15 protein-coding genes are annotated in these 16,942 nt (G+C 41.1%); 13 read left to right on the top strand and 2 right to left on the bottom strand.

Going from position 1 to position 16,942, the window contains the following annotated elements:
- The first annotated feature begins 88 nt into the window (after positions 1–88).
- The 6 genes from ASE55_RS02390 to ASE55_RS02365 all read left to right on the top strand — a co-directional run bounded on the left by ASE55_RS02390 (position 89) and on the right by ASE55_RS02365 (position 6,872).
- A complete protein-coding gene (locus tag ASE55_RS02390) occupies positions 89–1,732 on the top strand; it encodes an APC family permease (RefSeq protein WP_056215036.1) in 1,644 nt (547 codons plus the stop codon).
- Between the two features lie 49 nt (positions 1,733–1,781).
- Positions 1,782–2,795 (top strand): WD40/YVTN/BNR-like repeat-containing protein, encoded by a 1,014-nt coding sequence (locus tag ASE55_RS02385; protein WP_056215033.1) that lies wholly within the window; start codon positions 1,782–1,784, stop codon positions 2,793–2,795.
- Positions 2,796–2,844: 49 nt separating this feature from the next.
- Positions 2,845–3,198 carry a hypothetical protein gene (locus ASE55_RS02380; RefSeq protein WP_056215030.1) on the top strand — a complete coding sequence of 118 codons (354 nt, stop codon included), beginning with the start codon at positions 2,845–2,847 and terminating at the stop codon, positions 3,196–3,198.
- A gap of 95 nt (positions 3,199–3,293) precedes the next feature.
- A complete protein-coding gene (locus tag ASE55_RS02375) occupies positions 3,294–4,184 on the top strand; it encodes a sialate O-acetylesterase (protein ID WP_056215028.1) in 891 nt (296 codons plus the stop codon).
- A gap of 110 nt (positions 4,185–4,294) precedes the next feature.
- The gene (hemN, locus tag ASE55_RS02370; protein ID WP_056215025.1) at positions 4,295–5,653 is read left to right on the top strand and encodes an oxygen-independent coproporphyrinogen III oxidase; all 1,359 of its coding nucleotides are present in this window, start codon (positions 4,295–4,297) and stop codon (positions 5,651–5,653) included.
- Positions 5,654–5,663: 10 nt separating this feature from the next.
- The gene (locus tag ASE55_RS02365) at positions 5,664–6,872 is read left to right on the top strand and encodes a hypothetical protein (RefSeq protein WP_128414478.1); all 1,209 of its coding nucleotides are present in this window, start codon (positions 5,664–5,666) and stop codon (positions 6,870–6,872) included.
- Positions 6,873–6,911: 39 nt separating this feature from the next.
- On the opposite strand, the gene ASE55_RS02360 is transcribed toward ASE55_RS02365, so the two are convergent.
- The gene (locus tag ASE55_RS02360) at positions 6,912–8,276 is read right to left on the bottom strand and encodes a PQQ-dependent sugar dehydrogenase (RefSeq protein WP_056215020.1); all 1,365 of its coding nucleotides are present in this window, start codon (positions 8,274–8,276) and stop codon (positions 6,912–6,914) included.
- Between the two features lie 215 nt (positions 8,277–8,491).
- Between ASE55_RS02360 and secD the strand changes: the two genes are divergently transcribed.
- The 6 genes from secD (at position 8,492) to ASE55_RS02330 (ending at position 15,274) form a co-directional block, all read left to right on the top strand.
- On the top strand, positions 8,492–11,386 hold the full coding sequence (secD, locus tag ASE55_RS02355; protein ID WP_056215017.1) for a protein translocase subunit SecD: 2,895 nt from the start codon (positions 8,492–8,494) through the stop codon (positions 11,384–11,386).
- Between the two features lie 184 nt (positions 11,387–11,570).
- Entirely contained in the window at positions 11,571–12,800 is a 1,230-nt protein-coding gene (locus ASE55_RS02350; RefSeq protein WP_056215015.1) for a TCR/Tet family MFS transporter, read from the top strand.
- Between the two features lie 221 nt (positions 12,801–13,021).
- The gene (locus tag ASE55_RS02345) at positions 13,022–13,360 is read left to right on the top strand and encodes a twin-arginine translocase TatA/TatE family subunit (RefSeq protein ID WP_056215012.1); all 339 of its coding nucleotides are present in this window, start codon (positions 13,022–13,024) and stop codon (positions 13,358–13,360) included.
- 5 nt (positions 13,361–13,365) lie between these two features.
- On the top strand, positions 13,366–13,932 hold the full coding sequence (locus ASE55_RS02340) for a phosphatase PAP2 family protein (protein ID WP_056215009.1): 567 nt from the start codon (positions 13,366–13,368) through the stop codon (positions 13,930–13,932).
- The gene (locus ASE55_RS02335; RefSeq protein WP_056215007.1) at positions 13,929–14,741 is read left to right on the top strand and encodes a tetratricopeptide repeat protein; all 813 of its coding nucleotides are present in this window, start codon (positions 13,929–13,931) and stop codon (positions 14,739–14,741) included. Before ASE55_RS02340 ends, ASE55_RS02335 begins: the two co-directional genes overlap by 4 nt.
- A 71-nt stretch (positions 14,742–14,812) precedes the next feature.
- Positions 14,813–15,274 carry a tRNA (cytidine(34)-2'-O)-methyltransferase gene (locus ASE55_RS02330; RefSeq protein ID WP_056215004.1) on the top strand — a complete coding sequence of 154 codons (462 nt, stop codon included), beginning with the start codon at positions 14,813–14,815 and terminating at the stop codon, positions 15,272–15,274.
- Between the two features lies 1 nt (position 15,275).
- Here the strand turns inward: ASE55_RS02330 and ASE55_RS02325 are convergent, their stop codons facing one another.
- The gene (locus ASE55_RS02325) at positions 15,276–15,749 is read right to left on the bottom strand and encodes a 23S rRNA (pseudouridine(1915)-N(3))-methyltransferase RlmH (protein WP_056215001.1); all 474 of its coding nucleotides are present in this window, start codon (positions 15,747–15,749) and stop codon (positions 15,276–15,278) included.
- Between the two features lie 204 nt (positions 15,750–15,953).
- On the opposite strand from ASE55_RS02325, the gene ASE55_RS02320 reads away from it, so the two are divergent.
- Positions 15,954–16,916, top strand: coding sequence for a YihY/virulence factor BrkB family protein (locus tag ASE55_RS02320; protein ID WP_056214998.1), 963 nt, complete (start codon positions 15,954–15,956; stop codon positions 16,914–16,916).
- The last annotated feature ends 26 nt before the right edge of the window (positions 16,917–16,942 follow it).

The following is a 16,942-nucleotide window of genomic DNA, read 5'->3' as shown; positions in this document are numbered from 1 at the left end:
TGTACAAATATTGTTTTAAATTTATTAATAAACGTTAAAGTTTCTATTTTTTTTATATTTTCGTAAATCTTTACTAAACAAATAAAATATGTCGAAAATTTGGGCTAAAAAGCCAATGAGTGCTTACGAGGCTGATATACAGAAAAGTGAACTGAAACGTGTTTTGGGAAAATGGAGTCTTACTGCAATAGGAATTGGAGCTATTATAGGAGGAGGAATTTTCGTACTTACAGGTACCGGTGCCTATTATAATGCAGGACCTGCTTTGGCTCTGTCTTTTGTAATTGCCGGAATTGCCTGTGTATTTGCTGCTTTATGTTATGCTGAATTTGCATCAATACTTCCCGTTGAAGGTTCTGCCTATGCTTATGCTTACGGAACGGTAGGAGAAATTTTTGCATGGATAATCGGGTGGGGACTGATTTTGGAATACGCCATGGGATCTATGACGGTTGCCGTTTCCTGGTCCGGGTATTTTGCAAAACTCCTAAAAATGTTCGGTCTGCATCTGCCTTATTGGATGACTACAGATCCCGGTACGGCTCACAAAGCTTTCGGAGAGGCAACAAAACAGCTCGCTGAAGGAAATTTGCCTGCAGATAAGCTGCAGGGTTTCCAGGACACCATCAGTAATTTCAATGCGGCTCCTGAATTAATGGATTTTAAGCTTTTCTTGAATTTACCGGCATTATTAATCGTTTTATTTGTAATCTGGATTTTACTGAGAGGAACCAAAGGTGCTGCAAAAGCCAATAATTTTATTGTAATTTTAAAAGTTTCTGCGATTATATTTGTCATTATTGCAGGTCTGTTTTTTATAGACACGTCCAACTGGACGCCTTTTATCCCTGAAGCAACAACAATTACAGAAAACGGGGTCCCTCATAAAGCATACGGCGTTGCCGGTATTGTTGCCGGTGCTTCTGCGATTTTCTTCGCGTACGTAGGATTTGATGCCGTATCTACACAGGCCGGTGAGGCAATCAACCCTAAAAAAGATGTTCCTTTTGCCATTATTACTTCATTAATCATCTGTACAGTTTTATACATACTGGTATCTCTCGTGCTTACGGGGATGATGCATTACAGTGATTTTAATCCGTTGGGTAAATATCCTGACGCTATAAAAGCTCCGGTTGCTTATGCATTCGATATTGCAGGGCAGGCCTGGGCCGGTTATATCATCACGATTGCAGCAACCATCGGTTTGATTTCAGTTTTGATGGTAATGATCATGGGGCAGTCCAGGATTTTCCTGGGAATGTCTAAAGACGGACTTATTCCTGCTACCTTTTCAAAAGTAAATGCTACCTCCGGAGTTCCAAGAAAGAACTTAATGATATTAGGATCGGTGATTGCGATAGTAGCGTCACTTACGCCTATCAATGACCTGGCACACATGACAAGTTTCGGAACTTTATTCGCATTCACTATGGTTTGTGTTGCGGTATGGGTTTTAAGAGTAAAAGAACCAAACTTAGTAAGAAGTTTTAAAGTTCCCGCATTGCCGTTAATTGCCTGTCTGGGAATTACCATTAATGTGTATTTAATTTTCAACCTGAGCAAAGAAGCGCAGATGTATTCTTTGGGCTGGCTGGCTATCGGGTTTGTTATTTACTTTCTTTACAGCAAGCGAAATTCAAAACTGCAGAACGGTGGTTACGGAGAAACGTTCAAAGCTGAACAGGAACCTTTACAAGACGTTGATATCGATATTGACAACAAACAATAAATTTAAATTCCGCTTCGTGCGGAATTTTTTTTGATTAAATTTGAATGATATGAGAAAATTCCTTCCCGCATTGTTTTTATTCTTAGGGGCTTTCATGTTTTCGCAGAATATCGAAAGCATGAAAACCGTCTTCACTGACAAAATAAGTATTCGTGCGATTGAAATGTATGATAACAAAATCTGGTACAGCGGCACGGATTCTAAGTTTGGCTTTGTCGATTTGAAAGATCCTGAAAATCACAAACAGATTCTGCTATCCGAAAAGAAACTGCAGTTCCGGACACTGGCCCAGGATAAGAATTTTTTCTATGCCGTCAATATTGAAAGTCCTGCTGAATTTTTTAAAATCAGTAAAAAAGACCTGACCGCTGAAATTGTATTTTCAGATACCGCCAAAACGGCTTTTTATGATGCACTGCATTTTGTAAATAAGAAACATGCATTTGCCTTCAGTGATGCCAATACCGACAACAAACTGAAGCTGGCCGAATATAAAAAGGGAAAATGGGGCATGCATGACAATACGGTTATCTTAAACAAAGGGGAAGCGGCATTTGCAGCCAGTAATACCAACATGGCTTCTACGAAAAACTACCTGTGGATTGCAACCGGCGGAAAAGCTTCGAGAATTCTAAGGTTAAACCTTAAAAAAGATGATTTTGAAATTTTTAATACTCCTTTTGTCCAGGGTGAATCTTCACAGGGCATCTATTCCATTGATTTTTCAGATGACCGGTTCGGGATTGCAGTTGGCGGGGACTATACAAAACAAGAGGCAAACGTCAATAATATTGCCACCACAAAAGACGCAGGGCAAACCTGGCAGGTACAGGCTTCAGGGCAGAATGCAGGGTATACCACCTGTGTAAAAATCAAACCCGGTTCCGGAGGCAGGGAAATTATTTCCGCAGGAGACCGTCATATCAGCTATTCTTCAGACTTCGGTAAGACATGGAAAAAGATTTCTGATGAAAAAGGATTTTTCGTCTGTGAATGGGTTGATGGAAATACAGTTGTTTTTGCGGGAAAAGATAAGATTTCTGTGATGAGACTGAAGTTTTAAATGATGAATACAGCAAAAAAAATATAATTTAACTTTTTATATTTCCGAAATGCCCGGTTTTACCAGAAGACCTTGTATTGGTGTCAGCAATATTAACGGAAATGCTTTTAATCATGAAATTGCAAGCTTCCTGGAGCCGAACGGATTAGAACTTACAGAACATATCAGAGGTGAAATTAATTCACTGGATTATACTTTTGATTTTAAAAATGACACGATCTGGGGCTACCATGATTCGGAATCTGTTGAAATAAGAAACCATCCTCCGGATCCGCCTGTTGCCATATTTAATACAGGTGGAACTGAAATAACGTTGCCTGTTACAGAATTCCTGGCTATTTTAGAAGAGTGGAGGGTTTTTCTTGAATCCGTTCCTGAACCTCATTGGCTGGACAGAAGATAATTCAATTCAGTATCTGAATTCTTACTATAGAATATATCTTTTTATAAGACTTTATTTAAAATATTATTCGCTTTACCTTTGACTAAATTCTGTTCATGAAAAACTTAAAGATATTTTTCTTCTTACTGATTCCCGTCTTATTTTACACCCAGAAGATCAGGGTTTTCATCCTGGCCGGACAATCCAATATGAACGGTTTCGGTTACAATAAAGACCTGCCGGGTGATTTAAAAACGTTTAAAGACGTTTATATTTTTCAGGGGAATTCCGTTCCGGACGGAGATCTGAACGGCGGAACCGGCAAATGGGACGTCCTGAAGCCCGGCAACGGAACCGGCTTTAAAACGGATGGGAAAACAAATGTACTTTCAGACCGGTTTGGGCCGGAACTTTCTTTTGCCGGAAAAATGAAAGAACTTTTCCCCAATGATAAAATTGCACTGATTAAATATGCCCGCGAAGGAACTTCCATTGACGGTGCAGCAAAAGCAAATTTCGGCTGCTGGGATGCTGATTATTACGGAACCAACGGACTCAACCAATATGATCATTTTTTAAAAACAGTGAAAAATGCCCTGTCTGAAACAGATATTGATAAAGATGGCAACAAAGACATCATCATTCCTTCGGGAATCCTCTGGATGCAGGGTGAAGGCGATGCCAGCTATTCCGAAGAGATTGCAGATGCTTATGATGATCACCTTAAAATATTAATGAACCAGATGAGGGCCGCTTTACTGACGGATGACCTTCCGGTAGTAATCGGGAAAATTTCAGATTCCGGGAAAGACCCTTCCGGAAGAGTCTGGAAAACGGGGGAGCTTGTTCAGTATGCACAGGAAAAATTCGTTAAAAATGATAAAAGTGCAGCCATTGTGCGGTCAACCAGAAATTATGGCTACGGCAATGATCCGTGGCATTACAACAGCGAAGGTTATATTGATATGGGGAAGAAGTTGCCGAAGAAGTATTTAGACTCATTATAAATTTCGAAAAAAAACCCTAATATATTTCATGATTCAAAATTCATAAGATATATTTAATTTTGCATAATGAATTTCTATCCTGAAGTTCATTTAAAAAGTTTAAACCAACAATGAATTCTTTAATAGATAAATATAATATTCCCGGTCCGCGTTACACCTCTTATCCTACCGTTCCTTACTGGGACGAAAGTTCCTTTTCACCGGAGCTTTGGAAGCAGAGTGTAATCCGGTCATTCAGGGAGAGCAATGCAGAAGAGGGGATTTCTATTTACATCCACCTGCCTTTCTGCGAGGCTTTATGTACGTTCTGTGCCTGTCATAAAAGGATTACCAAACAGCACAGTGTTGAAATCCCGTATCTGGAAAGCGTACTGAAAGAATGGCAGCTGTATCTCCGTCTTTTCAATGAAAAGCCGAAATTAAAAGAACTGCATTTAGGAGGCGGAACACCCACTTTCTTTTCACCACAAAATTTAAAAGCTTTACTGGAAGGGATCTTCGAAACGGTGGAAATCGCAGAAGAACCTGAATTTTCTTTTGAAGGCCACCCGAACAATACCACAAGGGAACATCTGGAAACACTGTATGGCCTTGGGTTCAGAAGGGTGAGTTTCGGTGTGCAGGATTATGACCCGAAAGTACAGAAAGCCATCAACAGGATCCAGACTTTTGAAAAAGTAAAGGAAGTAACGGAATGGGCTAAAGAGATCGGATACCGCGGCATCAGCCATGACCTGGTGTTCGGGCTTCCGCACCAGACCTGGGAAGCGATGGAAAATACCATCCGCAAGACAATGGAACTTAAACCGGACCGCCTGGCATTTTATTCTTACGCACACGTTCCATGGGTAAAAGGAGTAGGGCAGAGAGGTTTTGATGAAAATGATCTTCCTAGCGGTGAGGAAAAACGCCGCCTGTATGAAGACGGAAAAAAACTGCTGGAGGAGCTTGGATATATTGAAGTGGGAATGGACCATTTTTCCCTGGAGCATGACGACCTGTATCAATCACTGATTCAGAAAAAGCTGCACCGTAATTTCATGGGCTATACTTCCAGCAAAACCCAGCTGATGGTAGGCCTTGGGATGTCTGCCATTTCTGACTCATGGTATGCCTTTGCGCAGAATATAAAAACCGTTGAGGAATATCAGAAAATGGTAGAAGCAGGTGAAATTCCTGTCGTGAAAGGTCATATCCTGAATGAAGAAGACCTGGTGGTAAGAAGGCATATCTTAAATTTAATGTGTCAGCTTGAAACAACCTTTGATGCCGGTAATTCTTTTCCCGAACTCCAGCACGCATTTGAAATGCTGAAGGAAATGGAGCGGGATGAGCTGGTGGAAATTCATGACAGCCATATCCAGATTACAGAAAAGGGAAGGGCATTTACCCGGAATGTGGCGATGGTTTTTGATCTCAGGATGATGAGGAATAAACCGGAGACCAGGATTTTCTCCATGACGATCTGATCTGATTGGGATGATGAGCAGGAAAGCCCTCTTGACCTTACTGTATTTTTATGCACTGGTATTCAGTGTCCTGAAAACAATACGGGTGCCCAATGACTGGTCTGAGGCGCACTGGATGCTGGATTACAGGTTTGGGTTTGTCAAACGAGGGCTTGCCGGAGAACTGTTCGGGTGGCTTTCTGAGAAAAATGAATTCACCATTCTGGTGCTGTCAGCCGGAATACTCTTTCTGCTCTATGTTTTGATTTTTATGATCGCGGTAAAAGAAACAGGTACAAGGAAAAACAGTTTTTACAGCATATTGTTTTTCCTTATCTTTTTTCTTTCGCAGTATATTGTTTTTTCGGCACATCTGATCGGGTATCTGGATCATGTCGTTTTCCTGATGACGGTTTTGAGTATCTTTTTAATTAAGAAACGGAATATTTTCCTGGCCTCTGTGGTCGCGGCAGTGGGTATTTTTATTCATGAAATTTCATTTTTCCTGTTGCTGCCGGTCAGCTGTTTTGCCCTGATTGTTACGGAGTGCAGGCAATTCCCGGTGAAATCTTTCTTTTCTTTAAACCTATTGAAAAAGCTGGCGTTGCTTTTATCCCTGCCGGTGCTTACAACATTTGCCGTTTCAATGTACCAGGAGATGAGCGGAGCGGATTATTTTAATACAGTCTTTAACTATCTGAACCATATCCCTTTTATTTCGCACAAGGCGGCCGATTCTGTTTCCTCTGCGTATACCAAGAGTTTCATTTATTACTTTAAAGAGCAGAACGGTCATTTTATTCAGCGGCTGTTTATTTCAAAAGCCACGGTTTTCTATGGAATTCCTATGATTTTTTCTTTATGGATGATTTTTAAGGAATTCAGGTTACAGAAGAACCTCCCGATATTTGCTTTACTCATAATCGTTTCATTTGTACCGCTGCTGCTTCATGCAGTTGCGTATGATACCTACAGGATCTGGTCGTTCCCTTTTATGATTATGTTTCTCAGTTTTGGGATTTTAAACTCGAAACCTACAGAAATTCAGGAACCATATGAAAATATATCTCTGACTGAACTTGCTGTTTTTACTGTTTCATTTGCTTTGGTCACGCTGATTCCGAATTCTTTATTTGATGATCAGGTTGAAAGGTTTTCCCTGCCCATCAGGTTAATAATGATCCTGCCGATGCTCATTATGCTGTACTTTATTAAAAAAGCCCCAATCCAAAAGGATTGAGACTCTGAAAACTATCTGAAATGAGAATTTGCTGAATTGTTATTTGATAATTAATTTCTTGCTGTAGGTTTTTGTATTTCCCGAATTGATATTGATAAAATAAGCTCCTGCCGGAATTCCCGAAATGTCAAGGCTGTTGTCGTTGTTAACGCCGGCCGATTCCATGATTTTTCTTCCCTCAAAGCTGATGATTTCTATCGTTGATTTTTTATCTTTTAACCCTTCCACATACACTTTTTTCGAGGCCGGGTTCGGATATACTTTTATCGGGTTGGAAAAGTCATTTTCCTGAGTAGCCAGCGTGGTGGTGGTTACCCTGAAAATCCTGCCGCTGTTCACTGCCGCTACGAACAGTTCATTCTGATTGTTTACCCCGAAAGTAGAGAAATTGTTTCCGGAAAACGCTGAGGTCCAGGTAATGGAGTCATCAGTATTTAAAATCCCGATTTGTGTAGAGCAGTAATCGGCAAAAATATATTTGCCCTGTAACGCAGGGAATTGGGTGCCTCTGTAAACATAACCTCCGGTGATGGAACATCTTCCTCCGCTGTGGTTATAGGCTGCCACCGGGAACGTCATCGTAGATTGTGCCGCACATCCGGTAGTATTATACGCTGAATTTCCTTCGTAGCACCGCCATCCGTAATTGATTCCGGCCTGGGTAAGCGGCATTCTGTTGATTTCTTCAATCTGGCCCTGGCCTACATCGGCAATCATTACGTTTCCTGCAACCGTATCAAAATTAAATTTCCACGCGTTTCTCAATCCGTAAGCCCAGATTTCATCCGCACCGTCAATACCAACGAAAGGGTTTCCTGGAGGAATATTGTAAGGTCCCGTAGAATTGATATCCAGCCTCAGCAATTTTCCCAAAAGTGAGTTTTTGTTCTGCCCGTTGTTGTTCGGGTCGCCGCCGCTACCGCCGTCACCGGTTACCACCCAGAGATAGCCGTCCGGCGCAAAATGAATACTTCCGCCGTTATGGTTGTCGAAAGGTTTCGGCTGGTTCAGGATGATTTTTTCCGTAGAAGGATCAGCTGTGTCAGGATTGGCTGAGCTTCTGGTGTATCTCGCCACCGTGATATTTCCGCTGGTGTCATTGTAATACACAAAAAAATACCCGTTCGTAGGGTATTGCGGATGGAAGGCGAGTCCTAAAAGTCCTCTTTCGCCGCCATAGGTGATTTTGGAACTGATATTCAGGAAATTGGTTGCGTTAACGGTTCCGTTGGGCTGGAAAATTCTGATGATCCCGTTCTGCTGAACCACGAACATCCGGCTGTCGTTGGCATGAACAATCTCAACAGGGGCCGTAAACCCCGTGGCAAACTCCTGTAAATTAATACTTTGTGCGTTGCCGAGGGTGAAAAAGAGGGTGCAGGCAGAGAATAATAGTTTTTTCATAATATTTTGATATTTAGTGTATTAAATAGGAATGAAAATTTCATACCAATCAGCTATTGAAAAATCCATTATAATATCATAAAAACATTATTAAATCTAAAATAAAAATAAGATTGCCGATATATCTGAAAATAAACGATTTCTGTTGTTAAAAATTTATAAAATACAAGAAAATGATTATATTTGCCGACTTAATTTAACGTAGTTATAACAAAATGCAAGGAAAAGGACTTATTACAATTGTTGCTATTGTACTAGGGTTGATTTGCTTAAATGAGCTATTGCCAACCTGGTACGCCAGCAAAATTGAATCGCAGATTGAAGCTGCAAACGGAAACGAGAAAGAGATCAAGCGATTGAAGGAGGATACCCTTAATCTTGGCTTTACCCAACTCTATTATTCTAAAGCCAAAGACAAGGAAATGAAACTTGGTCTTGACCTGAAAGGCGGGATCAACGTTCTTTTGGAGATCAACCAGAGAGATCTTGTGAACGATCTTACCAATTATTCTACCAACCCGGTCCTTATTGAGGCTTTGAACAAAACGGATGAAGTACAGAAGAATTCTACAAGATCTTACATTGATAACTTCTTTGACCAGTTCGATGCGGTAAATAAAGCAAAAGGCACCAATCTTAAGCTGGCAGACCCGGAACTTTTCGGAAACACCACACTTACTGAAGTAAAATACAACACGCCTGACGAACAGGTGAAAAGCATTGTCAAAAGAAAAATCGACGCGTCTGTAGGAACCGCTTTTGAAGTTATCCGTACCAGGATCGATAAAATGGGAGCCGTACAGCCGAACGTTCAGAGAGTACCGGGAACCGCAAGGATTTCTGTGGAAATGCCGGGTATGAAGGACATCGACAAGGTGAAAAAAATGCTTCAGACTTCTGCAAAACTTCAGTTCTGGGAAGTACAGCAGGTTCCTGAAATGGCACCGTATTTCCAGACCCTTACCTCTGTTGTAGCTGCGAAAGGTGATTCTATGGGTGTTGCCAAAACAACAAACTTCATGAACCTTTTACATCTGGATAAATTAAGAACCAACGGTGTAGCCAACGTAAAACTTTCTGATACAGCGGCAGTAAATAAAATCTTAAACAGTAAGGTAGCACAGTCTTTACGTCCTGCCAATATTAAATATACCCAGTTTATGTGGGGATACAAGCCTGAAGCGAATGATGCCGAAAGCCTTGTATTGTATGCTATCAGAAGCAACATCAACCAGAAAGCTCCGGTAGACGGTGCTGTTGAAACAGCTAACATTAGCTATGATGAGCTGAGCAGAGTGGTGGTAGACATGCAGATGGATTCCAAAGGAGCTAAGGAATGGAAAACCCTTACGGAGAAAAACGTAGGAAAACCGGTTGCCGTAACCTTAGATGATAGGGTATATACTGCACCGAACGTAGTAAACGCCATTCCGAACGGAAGAACGCAGATCTCAGGTAACTTCTCTCAGGAAGAAGCCAAAGAACTGGTAGACGTTTTAGGAGCCGGTAAACTGCCTGCAGGCGCAAAAGTAGTTCAGGCAACTGTAGTAGGGCCTTCATTAGGGCAGGAATCTATCGACGCCGGAATGATTTCATTCGGTATTGCATTCTTATTAATCATCGTTTATATCATTTTCTATTACGGTGGAGCGGGTGTTTACGCGGTAATCGCAATGATCATCAACCTATTCTATATTTTCGGAATCATGGATTCTGTGGATGCTACGCTTACCCTTCCTGGTATTGCCGGTATTGTACTGACGATGGCCATGGCGGTGGATACGAACGTAATCATCTATGAAAGAACCAAAGAAGAATTATTTGCCGGAAAAAGTATTTTAGAAGCCTACAAAGACGGTTTCAAACATGCATTGAATGCCATTGTGGATGGTCACTTAACAACGTTATTAACGGCAGGTGTACTTTTCCTTTTCGGGACAGGGCCTATCAAAGGTTTTGCATTAACACTGGGAATCGGTATCTTAATGACATTCTTTACGTCTGTACTGATCTCAAGAGCAATGATCTTCTCAAGGCTGAACAAAGGGAAAAACCTTTCTGTATGGACTGCTGCAACGAAAAACCTGTTCAGGAATACATGGATTGATTTTATCGGAAAAAGAAAATATGCATACATCGTTTCAGCAATCTTAACGGTAATCTGTATTGCTTCCATCGCAATCAACGGATTCAGATACGGTATCGATTTTACAGGAGGTAGAAACTACGTGGTACGATTTGACAAGCCGGTAAATGCTGAAGATATTGAAGGGAAATTAATAACCCTGTTCAAAACTGAAGACGGTAAAAACTCTTCCGTTGAAGCAAAAACGTTCGGGAATGACAATCAGTTGAAAATCTCTACGGATTACCTTATTGAAGACGAATCTTTGAAAGCTGACCAGATCATCGAGCAGAAATTGTTTGAAGGATTAAAATCAGAATTGCCTTCCAGGACCACTTTAGCAGATTTCAAATCTGCAGATAAGAACCACGCAGGAATTATTTCTTCTGAGAAAGTAGGTCCTACCGTGGCAGATGATATCCAGACTCACGGTATTTTAGCGGTAATTGCTGCTTTGGCGGGGATCTTTATCTACATCCTGGTAAGATTCAGAAAATGGCAGTTCTCATTAGGTGCTGTGGCAGCATTGTTCCATGATGCGGTAATTATTCTGGGAGCTTATTCACTGCTTCACAAATTCATGCCGTTCAACATGGAGATCAACCAGGATTTTATCGCTGCGATCTTAACGGTATTGGGATATTCAATTAACGATACGGTAATTATCTTTGACAGGATCCGTGAGTACCTGAGAGAGAAAAAATCTTTAACCCTTGCCGGATTATTTGATGACTCTATTTCAAGTACGTTGGGAAGAACATTCAACACCTCATTTACTACCATCTTAGTAATCCTGGCCATCTTCATTTTCGGTGGAGATAACCTGAGAGGATTTATGTTTGCGATGTTAATCGGTATCGGTTTCGGTACCTATTCATCCATCTTCATTGCGTCTGCTATTGCATACGATTTCCTTAAAACAGGAAAAGAAGATGAAGTACACGGTAAATCTACAACCAGCAAAGAAGTGCTTGCTTCAAAATAAGTGACTACAATAAATAAGAGAAAGCCTTTCAGTTTTGAAAGGCTTTTTTTATGCCTGAATTTTTGATAAACGTTTCATTAAATTTTTAAGTCTGCTTAATCTTCAATCACAACACCCATCATTTTCTGTAGGTTATCAATATTTTTTATTATTATTTTCCTGATTTGAGTATTTTTGCAGCATTATGGAAAACGCAAGGAAAAAAGCTGCAATGAGCTTCATATTTATCACGCTGCTGATTGATATTACAGGATGGGGAATCATTATTCCCGTTGTCCCGAAACTGATTGAAGAACTTATTCATGCCGATATAAGTGAGGCGGCCAAATATGGCGGCTGGCTGGGCTTTGCATATGCATTTACACAGTTTATCTTTTCTCCTGTAGTCGGCAACCTGAGTGATAAGTACGGAAGGCGGCCGATCATCCTGATTTCACTTTTCGGGTTTGCCATAGACTATGTTTTACTCGCTTTGGCACCTACCATTTTATGGCTGTTCCTGGGAAGGATTATTGCCGGGATTACCGGGGCAAGTGTCACAACGGCAAGTGCCTACATTGCTGATATTTCTACAGATGAAGACCGGGCAAAGAACTTTGGTTTAATCGGGGCTGCATTTGGACTTGGATTTATTATAGGGCCGGTTCTGGGCGGACTGTTAGGGCATTACGGAGCACGGGTTCCCTTTTATGCGGCGGCGGTATTATGCCTGCTGAACTTCCTGTACGGGTATTTCATTCTTCCGGAAAGCCTGGATAAAGAAAAAAGAAGGGAATTCAACTGGAAGCGTGCCAATCCGGTCGGATCCTTTAAATTCCTGGGAAAGCATCCTGAAATCTCCGGGCTGATTGTTTCATTGATTTTGATTTATATTGCCGGGCATGCCGTTCAGAGCAACTGGAGCTTTTTCACCATGTATAAATTCAGCTGGGATGAAAGAATGGTGGGGATTTCACTGGGTGTCGTAGGGTTATTGGTTGGGCTCGTTCAGGGAGTCCTGATCAGATGGACGACCCCGAAATTCGGCGAACAGAAAAGCATCTATTACGGATTGACCCTGTATGCCATCGGTATGCTGCTGTTTGCTTTTGCTAGCCAGGGCTGGATGATGTTTGTCTTCCTGATCCCGTATTGCCTGGGAGGAATCTGCGGGCCGGCATTGCAGTCAGTAATTACAAAAAGCGTCCCTTCCAATGAGCAGGGTGAGCTGCAGGGCGCATTAACCAGCCTGATGAGTGCCACTGCCATAATTGGTCCGCCGATGATGACCAACCTGTTTTATTTTTTTACGCACGAAGATGCTCCGTTCAAGTTTTCAGGAGCCCCTTTCTTTCTGGCTTTTATCTTAATGGCAGCCAGTGTGATTATTACCTATATTAATTTCCGGAAAAAGAATCTGAAAAAAGATCTTTAAAATAAACTGCCGGAATATCAGCCTGGTATCCTGTCCATTCAGGATTGATTTCGGAAACGGCAGTCAATAGGGTATTTGAAATATAATAATCTCAGGTGCAGCTAACCGTTCCGGAAAAATTTAACCGTTGAATTTTTAATCTTAATTGATTCTTTCTTAAAATTTGTTTAAAATACAATACATTTGTATTGCATATGTATAATCTTTCGTAATTTTACCAAATGGAACTAAGCATAGGAGAAATGGCACTCATTGCCGTTGCAATCGTTGTATTATTCGGTCCGGATAAACTTCCTCAAATCGCACGTGACTTAGGCTCAGGTGTAAGAAAAATGCGCGGCGCGGTAGAAGATATCAAAACGGAGATCATGAAAGAGACAGACAATCCTGTTTCTGAGATCAAGCGTGAAATCGAAAAGGTGAAAGATGCGGCGAAAGACTACAATCCGATGAAGGAAACTGAAAAAGGTACGGTTTCAGGAGAGCCTGAACAGCCTCAGGAGCCTGTACAGCCGAAGCCTGCCGACGATGAAACTTACGAAGGACCGGTAAGCAGATAAGTCAGATGGAGGAAATTATTCAGGAAGACAAAAAGGTCTTTTTATTTCTTAATAATCTGGGCGACTCTTCATTTGATCAGTTCTGGATGCTGATTTCCAGTACCTGGATCTGGGTTCCGCTGTATGCTATTTTTCTTTATTTTTTATTCAAAAACTATCAATTAAGGTCACTTGTTTTTATTCTGGTGTTCGTAGCCATCGGCGTAACCGTTTCAGACCAGCTTGCCGGGGTTTTCAAACACGGGATTGAGAGGCTGAGGCCCTGTCATGACCCTTCCCTGGAACATCACATGAGAATCGTAAAGTGCGGCGGGCAGTTCGGTTTTTACTCTGCACATGCCTCCAATACCTTCTTTTTAGCCAGCTACTTAACTATTTTATTAAAAAAGAACCTTAAATGGTTTCCTTATGCTATATTTGTGTGGGCTGCAGTAGTATCATACAGCCGGATATATTTAGGAGTGCATTTCCCGATAGATATTTTGGTGGGGTCGTTTGTTGGAACTTTATTGGGGGTGATTTTTGGTGCACTCGCCAGAAAAGTAATCAATAAACAAAAGATAACCTCATGAAAAAACATTTATCCTTTCTTACCTTAGCATTATTATCATTAAACTTTTACGCTCAGGACAAAAAAACTGCTGAAGAATGCTTCCAGAAAGCAGATTATAAATGCGCCGAAGAGCAGTATTCCGCATTGGCACAGACCGAGAAAATCCAGCAGATCAAGTCTGAATATTACAACTACCTCGGAACTGCACAGCGCAGGCTGGGGAAAACAACGTCTGCCTTTAAATCTTATGAGTCTGCGCTCAAGTCCAATCCAATGTCTGCAGCCGTATATGCCAATTTAGGTTCCATCCACGGACAGAAAGGAAATAAACAGGCCGCACTGGACTATCTGAACCAGGGGATAAAATTACAGCCTGAAAACGCCGATATGTACCTGACGCGTGCTAAAGTGTATGAAAATTTAGGCAAAAAAGATCTTGCCGCAAAAGACCTGAACCAGCTTTTAAGTTTTGCTCCTGATAATATTTATGCAAGGACAGGACTCGCAAACCTCAAAAAGAACAGCGGAGACCTGGAAGGGGCTTTAAAAGATTATAACCAGCTGATTTCAGAAAAACCGGAATCGCTTCTGTACAGCGGAAGGGGAGATGTTTATTTTAAACTGAAAAAAAATAAGGAAGCTCTCGCAGATGTAAACAAAGCCATTGCTATTGACCCGAAATTCGCCCAGGCCCACGTTAATAAAGCTTTGATTTTATTTGAAACCGCAAAACCGAAGGAAGCCTGTGCAAGCTTAGACAAAGCGGTAACTTTAGGGTACGAGAAACCTTTGCTTCTGGAATATTATGCCAAATGCGAAAAAAAATAACCGGTTATATTCAAAATATTAACTGTTCTGACCGGCTGCACCGGAAACTTTAAAATACATATCCATAATTCATGTTAAACATTGTTCTTGTAGAACCGGAGATCCCCAATAATACCGGAAACATCGGAAGATTATGCGTAGGAACCGAAAGCAGGCTGCATCTGATCCATCCGTTCGGGTTTGTCATCAATGATAAAAACCTGAAACGTTCCGGACTTGATTACTGGGCTCATCTTGATGTTACCGAATATGAAAATGTAGAGGAGTGGATGAAAGTGATTCCGGACCTGTCCCGTGTTATGCTGATGAGCTCGCATGCCGAGAAATCCTATCTGGAGACCGATTTCCAGGATGGCGACTGGCTGGTATTCGGGAAAGAAAGTGCCGGACTTGGTAAAGAGGTGTTAGACCGTTTTGAAAACCATCTGACCATCCCGATGTCTAAGCTGATCCGGAGTTTTAATATTGCCAATTCCGTTGCTTTCGTGGTGGGGGAAGCAAAAAGGCAGATCGGTTTAAAAGCAGGCTTGTAACTTAATCGTTATGGTAAGGTTTTCCCTGTAAGATCTGGTCGGCACGGTACAGCTGCTCAACGATAAATAACCGGATCATCTGGTGGGTAAATGTCATTTTGGATAATGACATTTTTTCGTTGGCCCTTGTATAAATTTCTTCTGAAAAACCGTAAGCCCCGCCAATCAGGAGATGGATTTTCTTTACTGAAGAATTCATCCAGCTGTCTATTTTCTGTGCAAATTCCCGGCTGGTAAACTGCTTTCCCTTTTCATCCAGAATCAGGACAAGGTCGGTACGGTCAATATGTGCCATAAACAGTTTGGCTTCTTCTTTCTTTAAAAGGTCCGGCGTCAGATTTTTGGCATTTTTAATATCAGGGATTTCCACAATCTCAAAATTCCAGTGCTTGGGAAGGCGTTTCAGGTAATAACTGATCAAAGACGTAATTTCCTTATCGTCTGTTTTCCCTATACAAAGCAAATTAATCTGCATATAATGTGTTTAAGTAATTGAAGCGGCAAAGATATTCATAAATTAAAGAAAGTCATACCCTGTGTTTTTTACAGAAAATTCGTAAGTTTAAAAAAAACATTATTTTTGCAGCGCATTATTTGATAGAAAGCGTTAATTCTTTTATTTTCTGCTTTTCATTCAATTCTGAAGCAGATAACGAAGATAAATACTATTTAAAGTACCATGGGCATGAAAGTTCCTAAATTTATCCTGAAAGTCCGGGAGTTTCTCAATGACATCCATATTCCTCTGTTGGGTATATCGCTGTGGGAAATGTTTCAGATTTATTTCAGAGGGGTTTTCAAGGAAAAGATAGGAAGAAAAGCAGCTGCCATTTCCTGGAGCTTTACCATCAGCCTATTTCCGTTTGTTTTATTCCTTCTGTCGGTAATGCCTTATATGCCGCATTATGACAAGCTTCAGTTTTACATTTTTGAAGTCCTGATGCACAATGTTTTCCCATCCAACATAGAAGGCGATGTACGGAATTATATTGAGCAGAGCATTGTCCCCAACATGAAAGGGATCAGCAACCTTACCATTGTTTTAGCGTTAGTATTTGCCACCAACGGGACATTTTCATTAATTAACGGGTTTAATGAGCAGACCGAGGAGAAGATGGGCGACGTCAAGGAGTTTATCCTTTCGTTTTTTATTACCATCGGTTTCATACTTATTGTTTTCCTGACACTTTTCGGAGTCTACTATTCAGAAGTCGTGCTTAAAATGTTTACGCCGGTGTATGATGTTTCCTGGCTGATGAGCAACCTGACGAAAATCATCGGACTGGTTTCGTTCCCGATCTTTTATTTCATTCTCTTAGCCATGTTCTACTGGCTGGGAACGGTAAAAATCACAAGATTCCGCCAGGCAGTTCCCGGTGCCATTCTTACGACGGTGCTGTTTGTGGTAACAACATATTTCTTTGCGTTATATGTTAAAAATATTGCCCGTTACAACGTATTATACGGTTCCATCGGAAGCATGATCCTGCTGATGGTCTGGGTGAATGTCAATGTATACCTTCTGCTGTTCGGAAATGAACTCAATATGGCCCTCAGAAAAGTAAGAATCAAAAAAATCCTTTCAGACGAACTTAGAAAAGAATCTGAAAAGATCAATGCTGAAAATGATGAGAATATATAATCTGACTGAGAATTAGCTTACATTAA

Origin of the sequence: Chryseobacterium sp. Leaf201 (genome assembly GCF_001421435.1) — a bacterium.
Taxonomy (GTDB): domain Bacteria; phylum Bacteroidota; class Bacteroidia; order Flavobacteriales; family Weeksellaceae; genus Chryseobacterium.
This window is presented reverse-complemented; position numbering and strand designations above follow the sequence as displayed.